The sequence below is a fragment of the Phycicoccus sp. Soil748 genome, assembly GCF_001428025.1.
Classification (GTDB): domain Bacteria; phylum Actinomycetota; class Actinomycetes; order Actinomycetales; family Dermatophilaceae; genus Pedococcus.
The window spans coordinates 469,766-487,435 of sequence record NZ_LMSC01000012.1; the positions used below are offsets into that span (position 1 = coordinate 469,766).

Below are 17,670 nucleotides of genomic sequence, written 5' to 3' on the forward strand. Positions count from 1 at the left end.
GCCGTCGGGCCCAGGGCGTCAGCCCTGCACCCGTCGGCCTCAGATGAAGCGACGGCGCAGGAAGGCCGCACCACCCGCGAGGCCGAACGCGGCCACCGCACCGAGGCCGCGGCCGACGTTGCGGCCACCCTCACCATCGGCACCGGCGAGCTCGTAGGAGTACGCCGTGTTGCCCACCGCGTCGGCCGGGGCGCCGTAGGCCATGCCCTCGGACTTGGCGCGCTCGGCACCAGCCACGATGAGGGCGTACTTCTGGCCGTAGTCCGCCGCAGTCGACTTGCCCGCCTCGACGAGCTTCTTGGTGCCCTCGTCGGACAGCTTCTGGGCGCCGTCCTTCAGCTTCGGCGCACCGCTGGCGGCCTGCGCGAGGCCGTCCTTGAGCTGGCCGGAACCGTCGGCCGCGTCGCCGAGGCCGCTGGAGAGCTGGTCGGCACCCGTCCGCAGGTCACCCGCACCGGCGTCGAGCTTGCCCGCGCCCTCCCGAGCCGTCCCGGTCCCGTCGGCAAGCTGGCCCGCACCGTCCGAGAGCTGCTTGGCGCCGTCGTCGAGCTGTCCCGCGCCTGCGGAGAGGTCACCGAGGCCCGAGTCGAGCTGCGCCGCGCCACCGGCAAGCTGGTCGGCACCGGCCGCCAGGTCGTCCGCTCCCGTGGACGCCTCACCGAGGACTCCGGAGAGGCTGTCCGCGATCCCGGCGACGAGCTGATCGATGCCCGCCGCGACCAGGCCCTGGACCTGATTGATGCCGCAGGGGTTCTTGGTGTTGGTCGGGTCATCCAGCTTGCAGTTCGGGTTGCTGATACCGAGCTTGACCTGGTCCAGCCCTCCGCTGATCTGGTCGAGGCCGTAGAGCAGCGTGCCGTCCGTGGACTTGTCACCCACACCGGCGACGAGCTCGTTCAGGGCGTACAGGGCGGTCTCACCCGGGACGTCACGCGAGCCGATGTTGGCCAGGATCTGGTCGAGGCCGTACAGGGCCGTCTGGCCCGGGGTGGTGCGCGAGCCGAGCCCGGCGACCACCTTGGCCAGCGTGATCTTGGCAGTCACGGCGGCACCGGCCTTCGGGTCCGGAATCCCCGGTGCGCTGAAGAAGCTGGGCGCAATGACCGTGCACAGGTCGGTGGGGCTCGCCACGAAATGCGCGATATCCACCTGGCCGAGGGAGGTCAGCCCGTCCTGGTTGTTGGGGCACCCGAGCACGGCCTGCAGGTTCATCAGGCCCTGCTTGGCACCAGGGCTGGTCGCGCTGGCGTTGTCGAGCCCGGTGAGGATGCTCGTGAGCGCCTGCTTGGCCCCCGGCGTCGTCGCGCTGTTCTGGTCGAGCTTGTCGAGGAGCTGGTTGAGGACCTGCTTGACGCCACCGGGGTCCGTCGGGCCGAGCGCGCCCTTGGGGTGGTCGAGACCGGCCGTCATGGTCCCGGCGCCGTCCTGCATCTGGGCGATGCCCCAGAGGATCGTGCCGGTCTGCGATGCAGAACCGATGCCCTTCTGCACTGCGGTCAGGGCGTCCTTGAGCTGAGCGACGCCATCCGCGACGTCCGGGTTCTCCGGCAGCTTGGCGACGCCGTCCTGGATGAGGGCGAGGCCGTCGGCCAGCTGCGCCGACCCGTCGGCGACCTGGTTGGCGCCGCCGGCCACCTGCGCCGAGCCGTCCTTCGCCTGCGCGGCGCCGGACTTGAGCTGGCCCGCACCCCCGGAGAGCGCCTTCGAGCCGTCGGCCAGCTTCTTGGCCCCGTCGTCGAGCTGGCCCACGCCACCGCTGAGCTGGCTGGTGCCGTCCTTGAGCTGGCCTGCACCGGCAGCGAGAGCCTTGGCGCCGGGCGCTGCCTGCCCGGCCAGGCCGGCGTTGAGCTGGTCGGCGCCGTCGCGCAGCTTGATGAGGCCGGCGAGCAGGTCGCCCGCGCCGTCACGCAGCTTGAGCAGGTTGGCGTCGATCTCGGTGGCACCGGCGGTCAGGGTCGAGCCGGTCTCGGCGCCACCCTTGTAGGACTCGGCGCCGCCCTTGAACGAGGGGCTGTCGAGGGGACTGACCGGCAGGGCCGAGATGGAGGCCTTCGGCACGACGCCGTCCGAGATCTTCGCCTCGTAGCCGAAGGTCGCCGAGGGCTTCCCGATCGGCCCGAACAGGGTCATCGTGAACGACATCTTGGTGCCGCCACGACCGTCGCCGGCCATGTTCGCCTCGGCCGACTTCACGTCGGTGAAGGTCGAGGGCAGCACGGTGGTCAGCGACCCCACCATCGGGATGACGACGTCCTCGCTGGTCGACGTGGTCTTGCCGGTGCCGTCGTCGAACGAGACCGTCTGCGTCTGCCCGGTCATGTTGGTGACGGTGTACTGCACCTTGAGGACCCCGCTGCGGCCGACGACGTCGCCGGGCTGCACGGTCTTGCCGTCGAGGGTGTAGGTGACGTCGACCTTGAGCGGCAGGCGCTTGGTGTAGTCGCTGACCGAGCGCAGGCGCTTCTCACCGTCGACGGTGTAGGTGCCCACCATGTTGCCGTTCTTGACCTCGAACCCGCCGAAGCCGTCGAGGTTGCGCAGCCCGTTGGTCTCCACCGGGTTGGACAGGTCCACCGTGCCCTTGCCCTGCATGGCCACCTGCTCGTACACGCGAGCCGTGTCGAGCTTGCCGCTGGCGTCGAGGTAGGCCTGGATGGTCTCGGTGTTCGACACCAGGACGTCACCGGACGAGGCGGCGAACGCGGGCCCGCAGACCAGCACCAGGGCGGCGGGCACCGCGAAGAACGCAGCTCCCGCGCCGACGGCCGTCTTCTTCTTCAGCATCACTTGGTCTCCCCTGCGAAGAGGCCGTCGAGGCCTTCGGACTCGTCACGTGCGGTGGTGGTGGTTGTGGCGGCGGCGGGTGCGGCGGCGCCCAGGCCCTCGGCCACCAGGGAGGTGGCGAGGTAGCCCAGGGCCACGGCGAACAGCACCGTGGTGGCAGCGGTGGGCGCCTCCGCGAGGAACTGCGACGGCGCGTTGGTGTAGGTCTCCTCGTAGGCGCCGACGATGGCCGCCGCACCGAGGAGGCCGCTCCACAGCGGCAGGCGTCCGGCGCTCACCGAGCAGGCGACGGCGACGAGGGCCACGACGAGGAACGCCGCGGCCGCGCGGCCACCGGCCGAGTCGGGCAGCAGCGCCGCGCGCAGCGCGAAGCCGATCCAGGCCAGCACGAAACCGACGGCGAAGCCGCCCAGCTTGCCCAGCGCGGGGGAGTGCGGCACCAGGCCCAGCACACCGCCGAGGGCGGCTCCCATCAGGGCCACGTGCTGGAGGTCGAGCCCGAAGAGCTCCCCCAGACCGATGATCAAGGCCGCAAACACGGCCAGCACAAGCCCAGCGATCAGGCTCCGTCGCATGTCCACCTCACAGTAAAAGCACCCGACGTCCGTTGGCGGGTGCGAATGGTTACCGAAGAGTAGAGGTGACAGGTGGCTACACGTGGTGCATTCGCGAAATTCGTGTATGGCGCGTCGTGCTCAGTGGGCGGCGTCGTGCCAGGACCGGCCGACGCCGACGCTGACCTCCAGCGGCACGTCCATCTCGACGGCACCACCCATCTCACGGCGGACCAGCGCCTCGACGTCCTCGGCCTCCCCCGGAGCGACCTCGAGGACGAGCTCGTCGTGGACCTGGAGCAGCTGTCTCGAACGCGCTCCCGACTCGGCCAGCGCCTTGTCGACGCGCAGCATCGCCAGCTTGATGATGTCGGCCGCCGACCCCTGGATGGGCGCGTTGAGCGCCATCCGCTCCGCCATCTCGCGGCGCTGGCGGTTGTCGGACGTGAGGTCGGGCAGGTAGCGGCGCCGGCCCAGCATGGTCTGCGTGTAGCCCGTGCCGCGGGCCTCGGCGACCACCTCGGTCAGGTAGTCGCGCACCCCGCCGAAGCGGGCGAAGTACTCGTCCATGAGCCCCTGCGCCTCACCGGTGGAGATGGTCAGCTGCTTGGACAGGCCGAACGCGGACAGGCCGTAGGCGAGCCCGTAGGACATCGCCTTGACCTTGGAGCGCATCGCAGGGGTGACGTCCTGCGGCTCGACGGAGAAGACGCGCGAGCCGACGAAGCGGTGCAGGTCCTCCCCCGTCCGGAACGCCTCGATGAGGCCCTCGTCGCCGGACAGGTGGGCCATGATGCGCATCTCGATCTGGCTGTAGTCCGCGGACAGCAGCGACTCGTAGCCCTCCCCGACCACGAACACCTCACGGATGCGGCGCCCGGCGTCGGTGCGGATCGGGATGTTCTGGAGGTTGGGGTCGGTCGACGAGAGCCGGCCCGTGGCCGCGATGGTCTGCTGGTAGGTGGTGTGGATGCGGCCGTCGGCAGCCACCGACTTCTGCAGGCCCTCGACGGTCACCCGCAGCCGCGCCGCGTCGCGGTGGCGCAGCAGGGCCTCGAGGAACGGGTGCTCGGTCTTGGTGAACAGGTCGGTGAGGGCGTCGGCGTCGGTGGTGTAGCCCGTCTTGGTGCGCCGCGTCTTGGGCAGGCCGAGGGTCTCGAAGAGGACCACCTGCAGCTGCTTGGGCGAGCCGAGGTTGATCTGGTCGCCGCCGATCGCGTCGTAGGCGTCCTGCTGCGCCTCGCGGACCTTGGCGGCGAAGTCCTTCTCGAGCTCGTCCATGACGGCGGTGTCGGCGGCGATGCCCGTGCGCTCCATCTCGGCGAGCACCCGCTCGAGCGGGAGCTCGACGTCACGCTGCAGCTCGGTGCCGCCGGTCGCCTCGAGCTGGTCGGTCAACGCCACCCCGAGGTCGAGGACGGCGCGCGCCCGGATCATCGCCTCCCGCGCGACGGCGTCGTCGTCGGCCGCGAAGTCGAGCAGCCCCTGGCCGGAGTCAGGGGTCTCGGCGCGCAGCTCGCGCCCGAGGTTGCGCAGGACGAGGTCGCCGAGGTCGTAGGAGCGCTGGTCGGGGCGCACGAGGTAGGCGGCCAGCGCGGTGTCCATGACGACCCCGCGCAGCTCGAACCCGCGCTCGGCGAGCGCCTGCAGCTGCCACTTGGCGTCGTGCAGGACCTTCGGGGAGTCGGGGTCGGCCAGCCAGGCCGCCAGCGCCGCCTCGGTCTTGGGGTCGGCCGTCGCGAGGTCGAGGTAGCCCGCTGGGCCCTCGCTCGGCGCGACCGCGACGGCGAGCGCCTCGCCGGCCCCGGCGCGGTAGTGACCCGTGACCGCCAGCCCCGCGGTCAGCCGCTGACCGTGCACGCCGTCGCCGAAGAACACCGCACCCGTGTCGGCGTCGAGCACCGAACCCTCGACCTCGAAGCCGTGGTCGGCCTCCTCCTGCGGCGCCTCGAGGTACTCGAACAGCCGGTCGCGCAGCACGCGGAACTCGAGGCTGTCGAAGACGGTGTGGACCTGCTCGCGGTCCCAGTTCTGGCGCTCGAGCTCGTCGATGGTCACCGGGAGCTCGAGGTCGCGCAGCAGGTGGTTGAGCCGGCGGTTGCGCAGGACACCGTTGAGGTGCTCGCGCAGCGACTCCCCCGCCTTGCCCTTGATCTCGCCGGCGTGGGCGACGACGCCCTGCAGGTCGCCGTAGAGGCCCAGCCACTTGGCGGCGGTCTTGGGGCCGACGCCGGGCACCCCTGGCAGGTTGTCGCTGGTCTCGCCGACGAGGGCGGCGAGGTCGCTGTAGCGCTCGGGGGCGACGAGGTACTTCTCCTCCACGGCCTTGGGGTCCATGCGCCAGACCTCGGACACGCCACGCACCGGATAGAGCAGGGTGACCTTGTCGGTGACCAGCTGGAAGGCGTCGCGGTCGCCGGTGCAGATGACGACGTCCATGCCCTGCGCGGTGGCCTGCGTGGTCAGCGTCGCGATCACGTCGTCGGCCTCGTAGCCGTCCATCTGCACGTGCTTGATCTTGAGGGCGTCAAGCACCTCCCGGACCAGGGCGACCTGTCCCTGGAACTCGCTCGGCGTCGCCGACCGGGTCGCCTTGTAGTCGGCGTACTCCTCGCTGCGGAACGTCTGCCGGCTGACGTCGAACGCGACGGCCACGTGGGTCGGCTGCTCGTCGCGCAGCACGTTGATCAGCATCGACGTGAAGCCGTAGACGGCGTTGGTGTGCTGCCCGGTGCTCGTCGAGAAGTTCTCGACGGGCAGCGCGAAGAACGCCCGGTAGGCGAGGGAATGACCGTCGAGGAGCAGGAGGCGACTCACGCATGGCAGCCTATTGCCCGTGACCGACACCAACGACTTCGCCTCGACGCTGAAGGCCATCGAGGACCTCAACCCCGACTCGCTGCTGCACCGCATGCACATCGAGATCCTCGAGGGGACCCCTGACCGGGTCGTCGGCCGCATGCCCGTCGAGGGCAACACCCAGCCCTACGGCCTCCTGCACGGCGGCGCCTCGGTCGTCCTGGCCGAGTCGCTGGGCTCGATCGGTGCGGCCCTGCACGCCGGTCCCTCGCGCATCGCGGTCGGGCTGGACATCAACGCCACCCACCACCGCGCTGCCCGCTCCGGGTACGTCACGGGCACCGCGACCGCCCTGTCGCTGGGCGGCACCCTGGCGAGCTACGAGGTCGTGATCACCGACGAGCAGGACCGGCGCGTGTGCACGTGCCGGATCACCTGCCTGATCCGCGACGCCGCCCCCGGCGCCTGAGGAGGACGCGCGGCGGGCGCCCCGGGGGGTACGGCGCGCGGGCGCCTGGGGACGTACGGCGTCAGCCGGCGAGGCGGTTGGCCGACGCGGCGGCGCGGGCGCGCAGCGAGCGACGGCGGTGCAGCAGCGCGTCCAGCGTGTGCTGGCGCTGCTCGTCGGCGCCGAGGCGGCGACGCAGCGCCGCCACGGTGGTGATGCGCCGGACGACCTGGGAGCTGAAGCCGAGGCGGGCGAAGAACCGGTTGGCGTCACGGTCCTGGGCCGGCACGTTGCAGCCGATCTGGTCGCAGCCACGCGAGTCGGCGTAGAGGCTCACCGCGCCCATGAGCTGCTTGGCGACCCCGTGCTTGCGGGCCTCCGGCACGACGTAGAGCTGGTCGATGGTCACGCAGGGCGCCTCGGTGAGCGCCGAGAACGGGCTGGTGGCAGCGACGGCGAAGCCGACCGCGCGGCCGTCGGCCATGGCGACATACGCCCGCACGTCCTCGCGCGTCAGGGCTGCTGCGACCCGGCCCTCGGAGGCGGCGCGTGCGGCGACCTCGGGACTGACACCGGCCTCCACCCGCGAGGACATCCACAGCTCGGTGAAGGAGCGCTGCTCGTCGTCACGCACACGTCGGACACTGATCGCGGGACGGCTCACCGGTTCCTCCATCGTCGACGGTATGACTCCTGTGCGCGCGGCTCCCCCGAAGACCGCCGGCGGGAGGGTGGCCCCGCCAGACGTAGGACTCTAGGGCCATCGCCGCGAGTTCGTGAAGGGTTCAACAAGACTCGGCTCCGGAAGTGAATGGGCTTGCCTGTGGCAGCCCGTGTTTCGGCTCGACGACGACTGCCTCGAAGGCGTCGGACGTGCTCACAAGGCCTGCTCATAGACGTAGTCGTCCTCGTAGCGTTCGCCCACGAGGAAGCGCTTGGTGCCCACCCGCTCGAAGCCGCTCTTGCCGTAGAAGCGCTGGGCCCGCTCGTTGAGCTGGTTGACCCCGAGCCAGGCCCCGGCCGACCCCCGGGCGCGGGAGGCGTCGAGGCAGGCCTCCATGAGCAGGCGGCTGGTGCCGGCGCCGTGCCGGTCGGGCAGCACGTAGATCTTGCTCAGCTCGGACGTCGGGTGGTGGCGCAGCGCCGCGCGCACGTCCGGGTCGGCCGGCTCACCGGTGACGAGCATGGCGTACCCGGTGGCGTGGCCGTCCTCCTCGGCGAGGAACAAGTCACGCGCGGGGTCGGCGAGGTAGCCCTCGAAGCACTCCTGTGACAGGACGGTCGCGATGAACGTGTCGATCGACGCCTGGGTCGTGTGCGGCGGGCACGCGAGGGCGAAGGTGGCTGCCGCCACGGCGGCGAGCGTCACGGCGTCGGCCGGTGTGGCCGACCGCACCTGCACGGGCACGGCTCAGGCCTTGTCCATGCCGCTGACTACCGCATCGGCGACCTCGCGCATCCCGAGCCGGCGGTCCATGGCCGTCTTCTGGATCCAGCGGAACGCCTCAGCCTCGGTCACCTTGAGCTTCTTCATGAGGATGCCCTTGGCGCGGTCGACGGCCTTGCGCGTCTCGAGCCGCTCACCGAGGTCGGCGATCTCGCTTTCGAGCGCCTTGACCTCGGTCCAGCGGTGCCGGGCGATGTCGATGGCGGGCGTGAGGTCCGAGGCAGTGAACGGCTTGACGATGTAGGCCATCACTCCGGCGTCGCGGGCCCGCTCGACGAGCTCGGTCTGGCTGAAGGCGGTGAGCATGACGACGGGGCAGATCTTCGCGGAGCCGATCTCCTCAGCGGCGGTGATGCCGTCCATGACGGGCATCTTCACATCCATGATGACGAGGTCGGGGGTGAGCTCCTTGGCCATCTCGACGGCCTGCTCGCCGTTGCTCGCCTGCCCGACGACCTCGTAGCCGGCCTCCGTGAGCATCTCCGCGAGGTCGAGCCGGATGAGGGCCTCGTCCTCGGCGACGAGGATGCGGGTCGACTTCGAGGGCGCGGTCTGGGCTTCGGTCTCGCTCACGGGGACGAGCATAGGAGACGCACGTTAACGGCACGTTGCCCGGTCACGCGTCCGCCCCCCTGCCGTCGCGGTGCGGACGCCTCTGGACGCACCACTTCCCGCGAACGACGTACTCGGCGTGCGGGAATCAGCCGTTTCGACGGTTTTGGTGCTGGGGCACGGTGCGTTGAGGTCCGGTCAACCGCGTTCTCCCAGGGGGTCGAACATGCGACATGGACTCAGCACCGTGCTGCCCGTGGCACTGCTGGCATCTCTGGCTGCGTGCTCCGCGGGTCGCACTGCGGAGCACGGGACGGTCACCGTCACGGTCACGCGCGACCAGCCGACGAAGACCGTCGTGACACCATCCACGGCGCCACCTGGCCGGAGCGTCACCGCCTCGGCCACGAGCAGCCAACCACCCCACGCGGAAGTCGGCCTTCGCCCGGGTGAAGGGTGGCAGCCAGGCGCGGATGTGGCGCTGGTGCGAACTTCGGCCGACCTACCCGGGAAACCGCCGTCGTGGTCCTCGGTGATCATCGACGGGGTCACCAGGTACGGCCTCCTGGAGCTCGACTTCGCGGCCAACCACGGCAACAGCGGTGGTCCGGTGATCAACGCCAGAGGCCAGGCCGTCGGCCTGGTCGACGCGCAGACCGACTATGTGAACGACCAGGGCGCGCAGTCGGGAGAACGACAGGGCGACCGGCTTGCGGTCGCTGCGTCGACGGCGCAGAAGGACCTCGAGCGGTGGAGGTCGGATCCCGAGTCGATCAGGCCGCCGGACTGCGCGGAGGTCATCGGACCTGATGGCGAGCGGATGCCGGCAGACCAGTACCCGCAGGACATCGCCCAACAGGCGTTCCAGACATTGCGCATCTACTTCGGGTCGGTCAACAACGGCGACTACCCCACTGCGCTGGCGCAGCTTGCCCACCCGGTCTCAGTGGGGGAGTTCGCCCGGCGCGTCAAGAGCGCGAACGACACCGACTTCGAGGTCGGGGACGTCTCGTTGGACGCGGTCGGGAACCCCGTCGTGTCGTTGACGTTCCAGAGTCACCAGGACGCAGGGGACGGCCCTGCTGACCGGCCGGAGGAAACCTGCACCCGGTGGTCCTTGGACTACCAGTTCAGCAAGGTCAACGGCCTGTGGCTGATCGAGCGTGCGCGCAGGAACACGACCACGAGCCGGCAGACCAACCGTGCAGCTGACCGGTCGCGCCGTCCATGGGACGACTACCCGCGCTGGTGCCGAAGATGGGACTCGAACCCACACGCCCTTGCGAGCAGAGCATTTTGAGTGCTCCGTGTCTGCCATTCCACCACTTCGGCGCACCCGCCGGACGGGCCGACGGACGGTGCGGGACGAGCATACAAGCGCGGGAGGGCGCCACCGGACACACGAACGCCGCGCCGGGGACGACCCACCGCGGCGCGCGTGCCGGCCGGGCCGGGCACGCGCCCTACAGCCGCTTCAGTCCTGGAGGTCCTCGTAGGCCGGGGCCACCTTGTTGACGGCGTCGCCCATCTTGTGGACCCGCAGCGCGTTGGTGGAGCCCGGGATGCCGGGCGGCGAACCGGCGACGAGGATGACCAGGTCGCCCTCCTTGACGCGGCCGGACCCGAGCAGCGACTTGTCGACCTGGTGGGCCATCTGGTCGGTGTGCCGGGCCATGGGCACGAGGAACGTCTCGATGCCCCAGGCCAGGGCGAGGCGGGAGCGCGTGTGCGGTTCGGGCGTGAACGCCAGCATGGGGATCCGCGGCCGGATGCGCGACATGCGCTTGGCCGTGTCACCCGACTGTGTGAAGGTGATGAGGTACTTCGCCCCGAGCAGCTCGCCGATCTCGACCGCTGCGGCGGACACCGCGCCACCCATGGTGTGGGGCTTGGTGCCGAGGGGGCGGATGCGGTCGAGGCCGTGCTCCTCGGTGCTCTCGATGATGCGGGCCATCGTCTCCACCGCCGTGATGGGGTGGGCGCCCACGCTCGTCTCGCCGGAGAGCATCAGCGCGTCGGCGCCGTCGAGGACGGCGTTGGCGGCGTCGGAGGCCTCGGCGCGGGTGGGCCGTGGGTTGTCGATCATCGACTCGAGCACCTGCGTCGCGACGATGACGGGCTTGGCGTTGGCGCGGGCGATCTCGATGGCGCGCTTCTGGACGAGCGGCACCTCCTCGAGGGGCAGCTCGACGCCCAGGTCGCCGCGCGCCACCATGACGCCGTCGAAGGCGCCGATGATCTCGACGAGGTTCTCGACCGCCTGCGGCTTCTCGATCTTGGCGATGACCGGCAGCCGGACGCCGACCTCGTCCATCACCTCGTAGACGTCGTCGAGGTCCTTGGCGGAGCGGACGAACGACAGCGCGATCATGTCGGCGCGGAGCTTCAGGGCCCAGCGCAGGTCGGCCTTGTCCTTCTCGGACAGCGCCGGGACGGAGACCGCGACACCCGGCAGGTTGATGCCCTTGTTGTTGGAGACGGTGCCGCCCACCGTCACCTTGCAGCGCACGTCGGTCTCGGTGACCTCTACGGCCTCGAGGGCGACCTTGCCGTCGTCGATGAGGAGCGCGTCGCCGGGGCGCACGTCGCCCGGCAGGCCCTTGTAGGTGGTGCCCACCTCGGACGCGGAGCCGTCGACCTCGCGCGTGGTGATGGTGAACTCCGCGCCGTTGGCGAGCTCGACCGGGCCGTCCTTGAAGCGGGCGGTGCGGATCTTGGGCCCCTGCAGGTCGACGAGGATGCCGACGGCGTGGCCGGTCTCGTCGCTGGCCGCCCGGATGGAGCGGTAGATCTCCTCGTGCACGGAGTACTCGCCGTGGGAGAGGTTGAGGCGGGCCACGTCCATGCCGGCGACGACGAGCTCACGGATGCGCTCAGGGCTGGAGACAGCCGGGCCGAGGGTGCAGACGATCTTGGCGCGACGCATGGGACCGAGCCTATCGGGCAGGTCGCAGCGGACGTGACCCCGGTCACCCTGCGGACAGGCGTCCCGCAGGGTGACCGAGGCGGTCAGACGACCAGCGGGCGGTCGTTCGGGTTGATCGGGCGCGGCAGGGCGGTCTGCCCGGTGAGGAAGCGGTCGACCCCTGCGGCGGCCGAGCGCCCCTCGGCGATGGCCCACACGATCAGCGACTGGCCGCGTCCCGCGTCGCCGGCGACGAAGACCCCGGGCACGCTCGACATGTAGTCCTTGTCGCGCTTGACGTTCGAGCGCTCGTCGAGCTCGACCTCGAGCTGCTCCACGACGCCGGGCTTCTCCGGGCCGAGGAAGCCCATGGCCAGCAGGACCAGCTGCGCAGGCAGCACCCGCTCGGTGCCCTCGACCTCGTCGAAGCCGTGGTCGCCACGCTGCACGTCGACGACGCGGATGCCGCTGACCTTGCCGTCCTCGCCGAGGATCTCCTTGGTGGACACGGCATACAGGCGCTCGCCGCCCTCCTCGTGCGCGGAAGCGACGCGGAAGAGCATGGGGTAGGTCGGCCACGGCTGGCCCGTGACGCGCTCCTCCCCCGGCTGCGGCATGATCTCCAGGCTCGTGACCGAGCGCGCACCCTGGCGGTGCGAGGTGCCGATGCAGTCGGCGCCGGTGTCGCCGCCGCCGATGACGATGACGTCCTTGCCCTCGGCGGTCACCTGGCCCTCGACGGCCTCGCCGAGCGCGGCCCGGTTGGCCGGCGGGAGGAAGTCCATCGCCTGCATCACGCCGTCGAGCTCGCGCCCTGGGACGGGCAGGTCACGCGGCACGGTCGCGCCGATCGCCAGCACCACCGCGTCGTAGCGGTCGCGCAGCTGTCGGCCGGTCACGTCCTCACCGACGGCGACGCCGCTGCGGAAGCGGGTGCCCTCGGCCTCCATCTGGGCGATGCGGCGGTCGAGGACCGACTTCTCCATCTTGAACTCGGGGATGCCGTAGCGCAGCAGACCTCCGGGCTTGTCGGCGCGTTCGTAGACGGCGACGGTGTGGCCGGCCCGGGTCAGCTGCTGGGCTGCGGCGAGACCAGCGGGCCCGGAGCCGACGACCGCGACGGTCTTGCCCGACAGGCGCTCGGGTGCCTGCGGCTGCACGTAGCCCGAGTCGAAGGCGCGCTCGATCGTCGTGACCTCGACCTGCTTGATGGTCACCGCGGGCTGGTTGATGCCGAGCACGCAGGCGGTCTCGCAGGGCGCGGGGCACAGGCGACCGGTGAACTCCGGGAAGTTGTTGGTCGCGTGCAGGCGCTCGATGGCCTCGCGCCAGTCACCCTTCCAAGCAAGGTCGTTCCACTCGGGGATCAGGTTGCCGAGCGGACAACCGCTGTGGCAGAACGGGATCCCGCAGTCCATGCAGCGTCCGGCCTGGCGCTGGAGCTGCCCGAGCTCCTGCTCCTCGTAGACCTCCTTCCAGTCCCTGATGCGGACCGGGACGGGCCGACGGGTCGGCAGCTCGCGCTCACGCGTCTTGAGAAAGCCCTGGGGGTCAGCCACGGGAAGCCTCCATGATCCGCTCCCACACCTCGGAGCCGTTGATGTCGAGTCCCTCCGCCTCGGCGGCGGCGCGCACGTCGAGGACGCGCTGGTAGTCGCGCGGCAGGACGAGGGTGAACCGCTGCTTCGCCGCGTCCCAGTCCTCCAGGAGCTGGGCGGCGACGGTGGACTCGGTCCACTGGACGTGCTTGCCGAGCAGCTCGCGGACCACGGTCTCGTCGTCGGCCCGCAGCGCCGACAGGTCGACGAGCTCGCGGTTGACGCGGTCGGCCGCGAAGTCGAGCACGTAGGCCACTCCCCCGGACATGCCGGCCGCGAAGTTGCGCCCGGTGGGGCCGAGGACGAGGACGGTGCCGCCGGTCATGTACTCGCAGCCGTGGTCGCCGACGCCCTCGACGACGGCGGACGCACCGGAGTTGCGGACGGCGAAGCGCTCGCCGACCTTGCCGCGGAGGAAGAGCTCACCCGACGTGGCGCCGTAGCCGATGACGTTGCCGGCGATGACGTTCTGCTCGGCCTGGAGCGGCGCTGCGCGGTCCGGGCGGACCACGACGCGGCCACCCGAGAGGCCCTTGCCGACGTAGTCGTTGGCGTCGCCGTGCAACCGCAGGGTCACCCCTCGCGGCAGGAACGCGCCGAGCGACTGGCCGGCCGAGCCCTTGAGCGTGAGGTCGATCGTGTTGTCCGGCAACCCCTCCGGGTGGGCCTTGGTGACCTCGTGCCCGAGCAGGGTGCCGATGGTGCGGTTGACGTTGCGCACGGCGACCTCACCGGTGACCGGCGTGCCGTCGCTGATGGCCTCACGGGCGATGGCGATGAGGTGGTGGTCCAGGGCCTTCTCGAGGCCGTGGTCCTGCGTCGTGGTGTTGCGGCGCGGTGAGCCGTCCGGGCTCTGCACGTCGGCGAAGATCGGGCTGAGGTCGAGCCCGGCCGCCTTCCAGTGGGCGACGGCCTTGGTCGCGTCGATGGCCGACACCTGGCCGACCGCCTCCTCGATGGAGCGGAAACCCAGTGCTGCCAGGTGTTCCCGCACCTCCTCGGCGATGTACTCGAAGAACGTCTCGACGAACTCGGGCTTGCCGGAGAACCGCTTGCGCAGCTCGGGGTTCTGGGTGGCGATGCCGACGGGACAGGTGTCGAGGTGGCAGACGCGCATCATCACGCAGCCGCTGACGACCAGCGGTGCCGTGGCGAACCCGAACTCCTCCGCACCCAGCAGCGCCGCGATGACGACGTCGCGACCGGTCTTGAGCTGGCCGTCGCACTGCACCACGATGCGGTCGCGCAGGTTGTTGAGCACCAGCGTCTGCTGGGTCTCGGCGAGGCCGATCTCCCAGGGACCACCAGCGTGCTTCAGGGACGTCAGCGGCGAGGCGCCGGTGCCGCCGTCGTGGCCGGAGATGAGCACGACGTCCGAGTGCGCCTTGGAGACGCCTGCAGCCACCGTGCCGACCCCGATCTCGGAGACCAGCTTGACGTGGATCCGCGCCTCGGGGTTGGCGTTCTTGAGGTCGTGGATCAGCTGGGCGAGGTCCTCGATGGAGTAGATGTCGTGGTGCGGCGGCGGGCTGATGAGGCCGACGCCCGGCGTCGAGTGCCGCGTCTTCGCCACCCAGGGGTAGACCTTGTGGCCGGGCAGCTGGCCGCCCTCGCCGGGCTTGGCGCCCTGGGCCATCTTGATCTGGATGTCGCCGGACTTGGTGAGGTAGAGCGAGGTCACGCCGAAGCGGCCCGAGGCCACCTGCTTGATGACCGAGCGGCGCTCGGGGTCCATCAGGCGGTCGACGTCCTCGCCGCCCTCACCGGTGTTGGAGCGCGCGCCGAGCCGGTTCATCGCGACGGCGAGGGTCTCGTGGGCCTCGAGGCTGATCGACCCGTAGGACATCGCCCCGGTGCTGAACCGCTTGACGATCTCGCTGACCGGCTCGACCTCGTCGATGGGGACCGGCTGGCGCGGGCTGGACCCACCGAGCTCGAACAGGCCACGCAGCGTCATGAGCCGCTCGGACTGCTCGTCCACGCGCTGGGTGTACTGCTTGAAGATGTCGTAACGGCGCTGGCGGGTGGAGTGCTGCAGGCGGAACACCGTGTCGGGGTCGAACAGGTGCGGCTCGCCCTCGCGGCGCCACTGGTACTCACCGCCCACGTTCAGCTTGCGGTGCGGGAGGCGCACGCCGTCCGGCGGGTATGCCGCGGCGTGCCGGGCCGCGGTCTCGGCGGCCACGACGTCGAGGCCGATCCCGCCGAGCTGGCTCACGGTGCCGGTGAAGTAGCGGTCGACGAGCTCCTGCGACAGGCCGATGGCCTCGAAGACCTGGGCGCCGCGGTAGGACGCCACGGTGGAGATGCCCATTTTCGACATCACCTTCAGGACGCCCTTGCCGAGCGCCTTGATGAGGTTCTTCACGGCCTGCTCGGGGCTGACGCCCTCGATCGCCCCTGCGCGGACGAGGTCCTCCACCGACTCCATGGCGAGGTAGGGGTTGACGGCGGCGGCGCCGTACCCGATGAGCAGGGCGACGTGGTGGACCTCGCGCACGTCACCGGCCTCGGCGACGAGGCCGACCAGCGTGCGGGTCTTCTCGCGGATGAGGTGGTGGTGCACTGCGGACGTGAGCAGCAGCGACGGGATGGGCGCGTCGTCGCGGCCGGAGTCGCGGTCGGAGAGCACGACGAACCGGGCGCCGTTCGCGATGGCCTGCGAGACCTCCGCGAAGATCTCCTCGAGCCGGGCCTGCATGGCGGCCGCCCCACCGGAGACGTCGTAGAGGCCGCGCACGACGTGGGTGGCGTAGCCGGGCAGGTCGCCGTCGGCGTTGACGTGCACGATCTTGGCGAGCGCGTCGTTGTCGATGACGGGGAACGGCAGGACCACCTGGCGCGCGTGGGCCGGCGTCGCCGCGAGGGCGTTGCCCTCGGGGCCGATGACGGTGCCGAGGGAGGTGACGAGCTCCTCGCGGATGGCGTCGAGCGGCGGGTTGGTCACCTGCGCGAACAGCTGGGTGAAGTAGTCGAAGATGAGCCGTGGCCGGTCGGACAGCACCGCGATGGGCGTGTCGGTGCCCATCGACCCGAGCGCCTCTCCGCCGGTGCGGGCCATCGGCGTGAGCAGGATCTTGAGCTCCTCCTGCGTGTAGCCGAAGGTCTGCTGGCGACGGGCCACCGAGGCGGCAGTGTGCACGATGTGCTCGCGCTCGGGCAGGTCGTCGAGGTGGATGAGCCCGGCGTGGAGCCACTCGTCGTAGGGGTGCTGCGCGGCGAGCGAGGACTTCACCTCGTCGTCGCTGACGATGCGGCCGTGCTCGGTGTCCACGAGGAACATGCGGCCCGGCTGCAGCCTGCCCTTGCGGACCACGCGGGTGGGGTCGAGGTCGAGCACGCCGGCCTCGGACGCCAGCACGACGAGCCCGTCGTCGGTGACCGAGTAACGCCCGGGGCGCAGGCCGTTGCGGTCGAGTACGGCGCCGATCAGCGAGCCGTCGGTGAAGGTGACACAGGCCGGGCCGTCCCACGGCTCCATGAACGTCGAGTGGAACTCGTAGAACGCCCGCCGGGCAGGGTCCATCTCCTCGTGGTTCTCCCAGGCCTCCGGGATCATCATGAGGACGGCGTGCGGCAGCGACCGGCCGCCGAGGTGGAGCAGCTCCAGCGTCTCGTCGAAGGAGGCGGAGTCGGACGCCTCGGGGGTGCAGATGGGGAACAGCCGCTCGAGGTCGCCTGGGATGACGTCAGAGACGAGCTGGCTCTCGCGGGCGCGCATCCAGTTGCGGTTGCCCTTGACGGTGTTGATCTCGCCGTTGTGGGCGATGAGCCGGTAGGGGTGCGCGAGCGGCCAGCTGGGGAAGGTGTTGGTCGAGAACCGGGAGTGGACCAGCGCGAGCTGGGTCTCGAACCGGCGGTCGGACAGGTCGGGGAAGAACGGCTCGAGCTGGCCGGTGGTCAGCATGCCCTTGTAGACGAGGGTGCGGCACGACAGCGACGGGAAGTAGACCTCGGTCTCGCGCTCGGCCCGCTTGCGCAGGCAGAACGCCAGGCGGTCGAGCCCGATGCCGACCATGCGCCCCGACGCCGAGGCGACGAAGAGCTGCCGGAAGAACGGCATGCAGTCGCGCGCCGGCTGCCCGATGAGGTCGCTGCTCACCGGGACGTCGCGCCAGCCGAGGACGCGCAGGTTCTCCTCCGCGGCGATGGTCTCGATCCGAGCGACGGCCTCCGCGCGCTCGGCCTCGTCGACCGGCAGGAAGGCCAGGCCGACGGCGTACGCGCCGGCGACGGGGAGGTCGAAGTCCACGACCTCGCGCAGGAAGGCGTCCGGGATCTGGGTGAGGATGCCGGCCCCGTCGCCCACCAGGGGGTCGGCGCCGGTGGCTCCACGGTGCTCGAGGTTGCGCAGCGCGGTGAGCGCGTGGTCGACGATGTCGTGACCGGCGCTTCCCCTCATCGTCGCCACGAGGGCCACGCCACACGCGTCGTGCTCGTGCTCGCGGCGGTAGAGCCCGGTGTCGGCGGGCTGGGCGGAGAAGCGCGCAGGAGTCACGTTCGGGTCACCGTCCTAGGGGGGTCGTGGTGCGTCGGAGATGACCTGCTGGACACCTCTGGACACGCGCGTGGACGGCCTTGGC

Annotated in this window: 10 protein-coding genes and 1 tRNA gene; 1 reads left to right on the forward strand and 10 read right to left on the reverse strand. The window is 70.8% G+C overall.

Features of this window, described 5'->3' with window-relative positions; genetic code table 11:
* Window positions 1-39 precede the first annotated feature (39 nt).
* The 3 genes from ASG70_RS18470 to polA form a co-directional block, all read right to left on the reverse strand.
* Window positions 40-2,784, reverse strand: a complete 2,745-nt coding sequence (locus ASG70_RS18470; protein ID WP_156400083.1) for a hypothetical protein — start codon at window positions 2,782-2,784, stop codon at window positions 40-42.
* A complete protein-coding gene (locus ASG70_RS18475; protein ID WP_156400084.1) occupies window positions 2,784-3,323 on the reverse strand; it encodes a hypothetical protein in 540 nt (179 codons plus the stop codon). The genes ASG70_RS18470 and ASG70_RS18475 overlap by 1 nt, the downstream gene beginning before the upstream one ends.
* Before the next feature lie 156 nt (window positions 3,324-3,479).
* Complete coding sequence (polA, locus tag ASG70_RS18480; protein ID WP_056885271.1) at window positions 3,480-6,155, reverse strand: DNA polymerase I; 2,676 nt, start codon at window positions 6,153-6,155, stop codon at window positions 3,480-3,482.
* Window positions 6,156-6,249: 94 nt separating this feature from the next.
* Here polA and ASG70_RS18485 point away from each other — a divergent pair, with 94 nt between their 5' ends.
* A complete protein-coding gene (locus ASG70_RS18485; RefSeq protein ID WP_082591008.1) occupies window positions 6,250-6,606 on the forward strand; it encodes a PaaI family thioesterase in 357 nt (118 codons plus the stop codon).
* A gap of 61 nt (window positions 6,607-6,667) precedes the next feature.
* On the opposite strand, the gene ASG70_RS18490 is transcribed toward ASG70_RS18485, so the two are convergent.
* The 7 genes from ASG70_RS18490 to gltB all read right to left on the reverse strand — a co-directional run bounded on the left by ASG70_RS18490 (window position 6,668) and on the right by gltB (window position 17,585).
* Window positions 6,668-7,219: a GNAT family N-acetyltransferase gene (locus tag ASG70_RS18490; protein WP_056885273.1), complete on the reverse strand. Its 552-nt coding sequence runs from the start codon at window positions 7,217-7,219 to the stop codon at window positions 6,668-6,670.
* Between the two features lie 243 nt (window positions 7,220-7,462).
* Complete coding sequence (locus ASG70_RS18495; protein ID WP_056885274.1) at window positions 7,463-7,993, reverse strand: GNAT family N-acetyltransferase; 531 nt, start codon at window positions 7,991-7,993, stop codon at window positions 7,463-7,465.
* Window positions 7,994-7,996: 3 nt separating this feature from the next.
* Window positions 7,997-8,605, reverse strand: coding sequence for an ANTAR domain-containing response regulator (locus ASG70_RS18500; protein ID WP_235531577.1), 609 nt, complete (start codon window positions 8,603-8,605; stop codon window positions 7,997-7,999).
* Window positions 8,606-9,830: 1,225 nt separating this feature from the next.
* A tRNA-Leu gene (locus tag ASG70_RS18505) sits at window positions 9,831-9,916 on the reverse strand.
* Between the two features lie 142 nt (window positions 9,917-10,058).
* A complete protein-coding gene (pyk, locus tag ASG70_RS18510; RefSeq protein WP_056885276.1) occupies window positions 10,059-11,510 on the reverse strand; it encodes a pyruvate kinase in 1,452 nt (483 codons plus the stop codon).
* Window positions 11,511-11,593: 83 nt separating this feature from the next.
* Window positions 11,594-13,048 (reverse strand): glutamate synthase subunit beta, encoded by a 1,455-nt coding sequence (locus tag ASG70_RS18515; protein ID WP_056885277.1) that lies wholly within the window; start codon window positions 13,046-13,048, stop codon window positions 11,594-11,596.
* Window positions 13,041-17,585: a glutamate synthase large subunit gene (gene gltB, locus ASG70_RS18520; RefSeq protein ID WP_056885278.1), complete on the reverse strand. Its 4,545-nt coding sequence runs from the start codon at window positions 17,583-17,585 to the stop codon at window positions 13,041-13,043. Before gltB ends, ASG70_RS18515 begins: the two co-directional genes overlap by 8 nt.
* Window positions 17,586-17,670 lie beyond the last annotated feature (85 nt).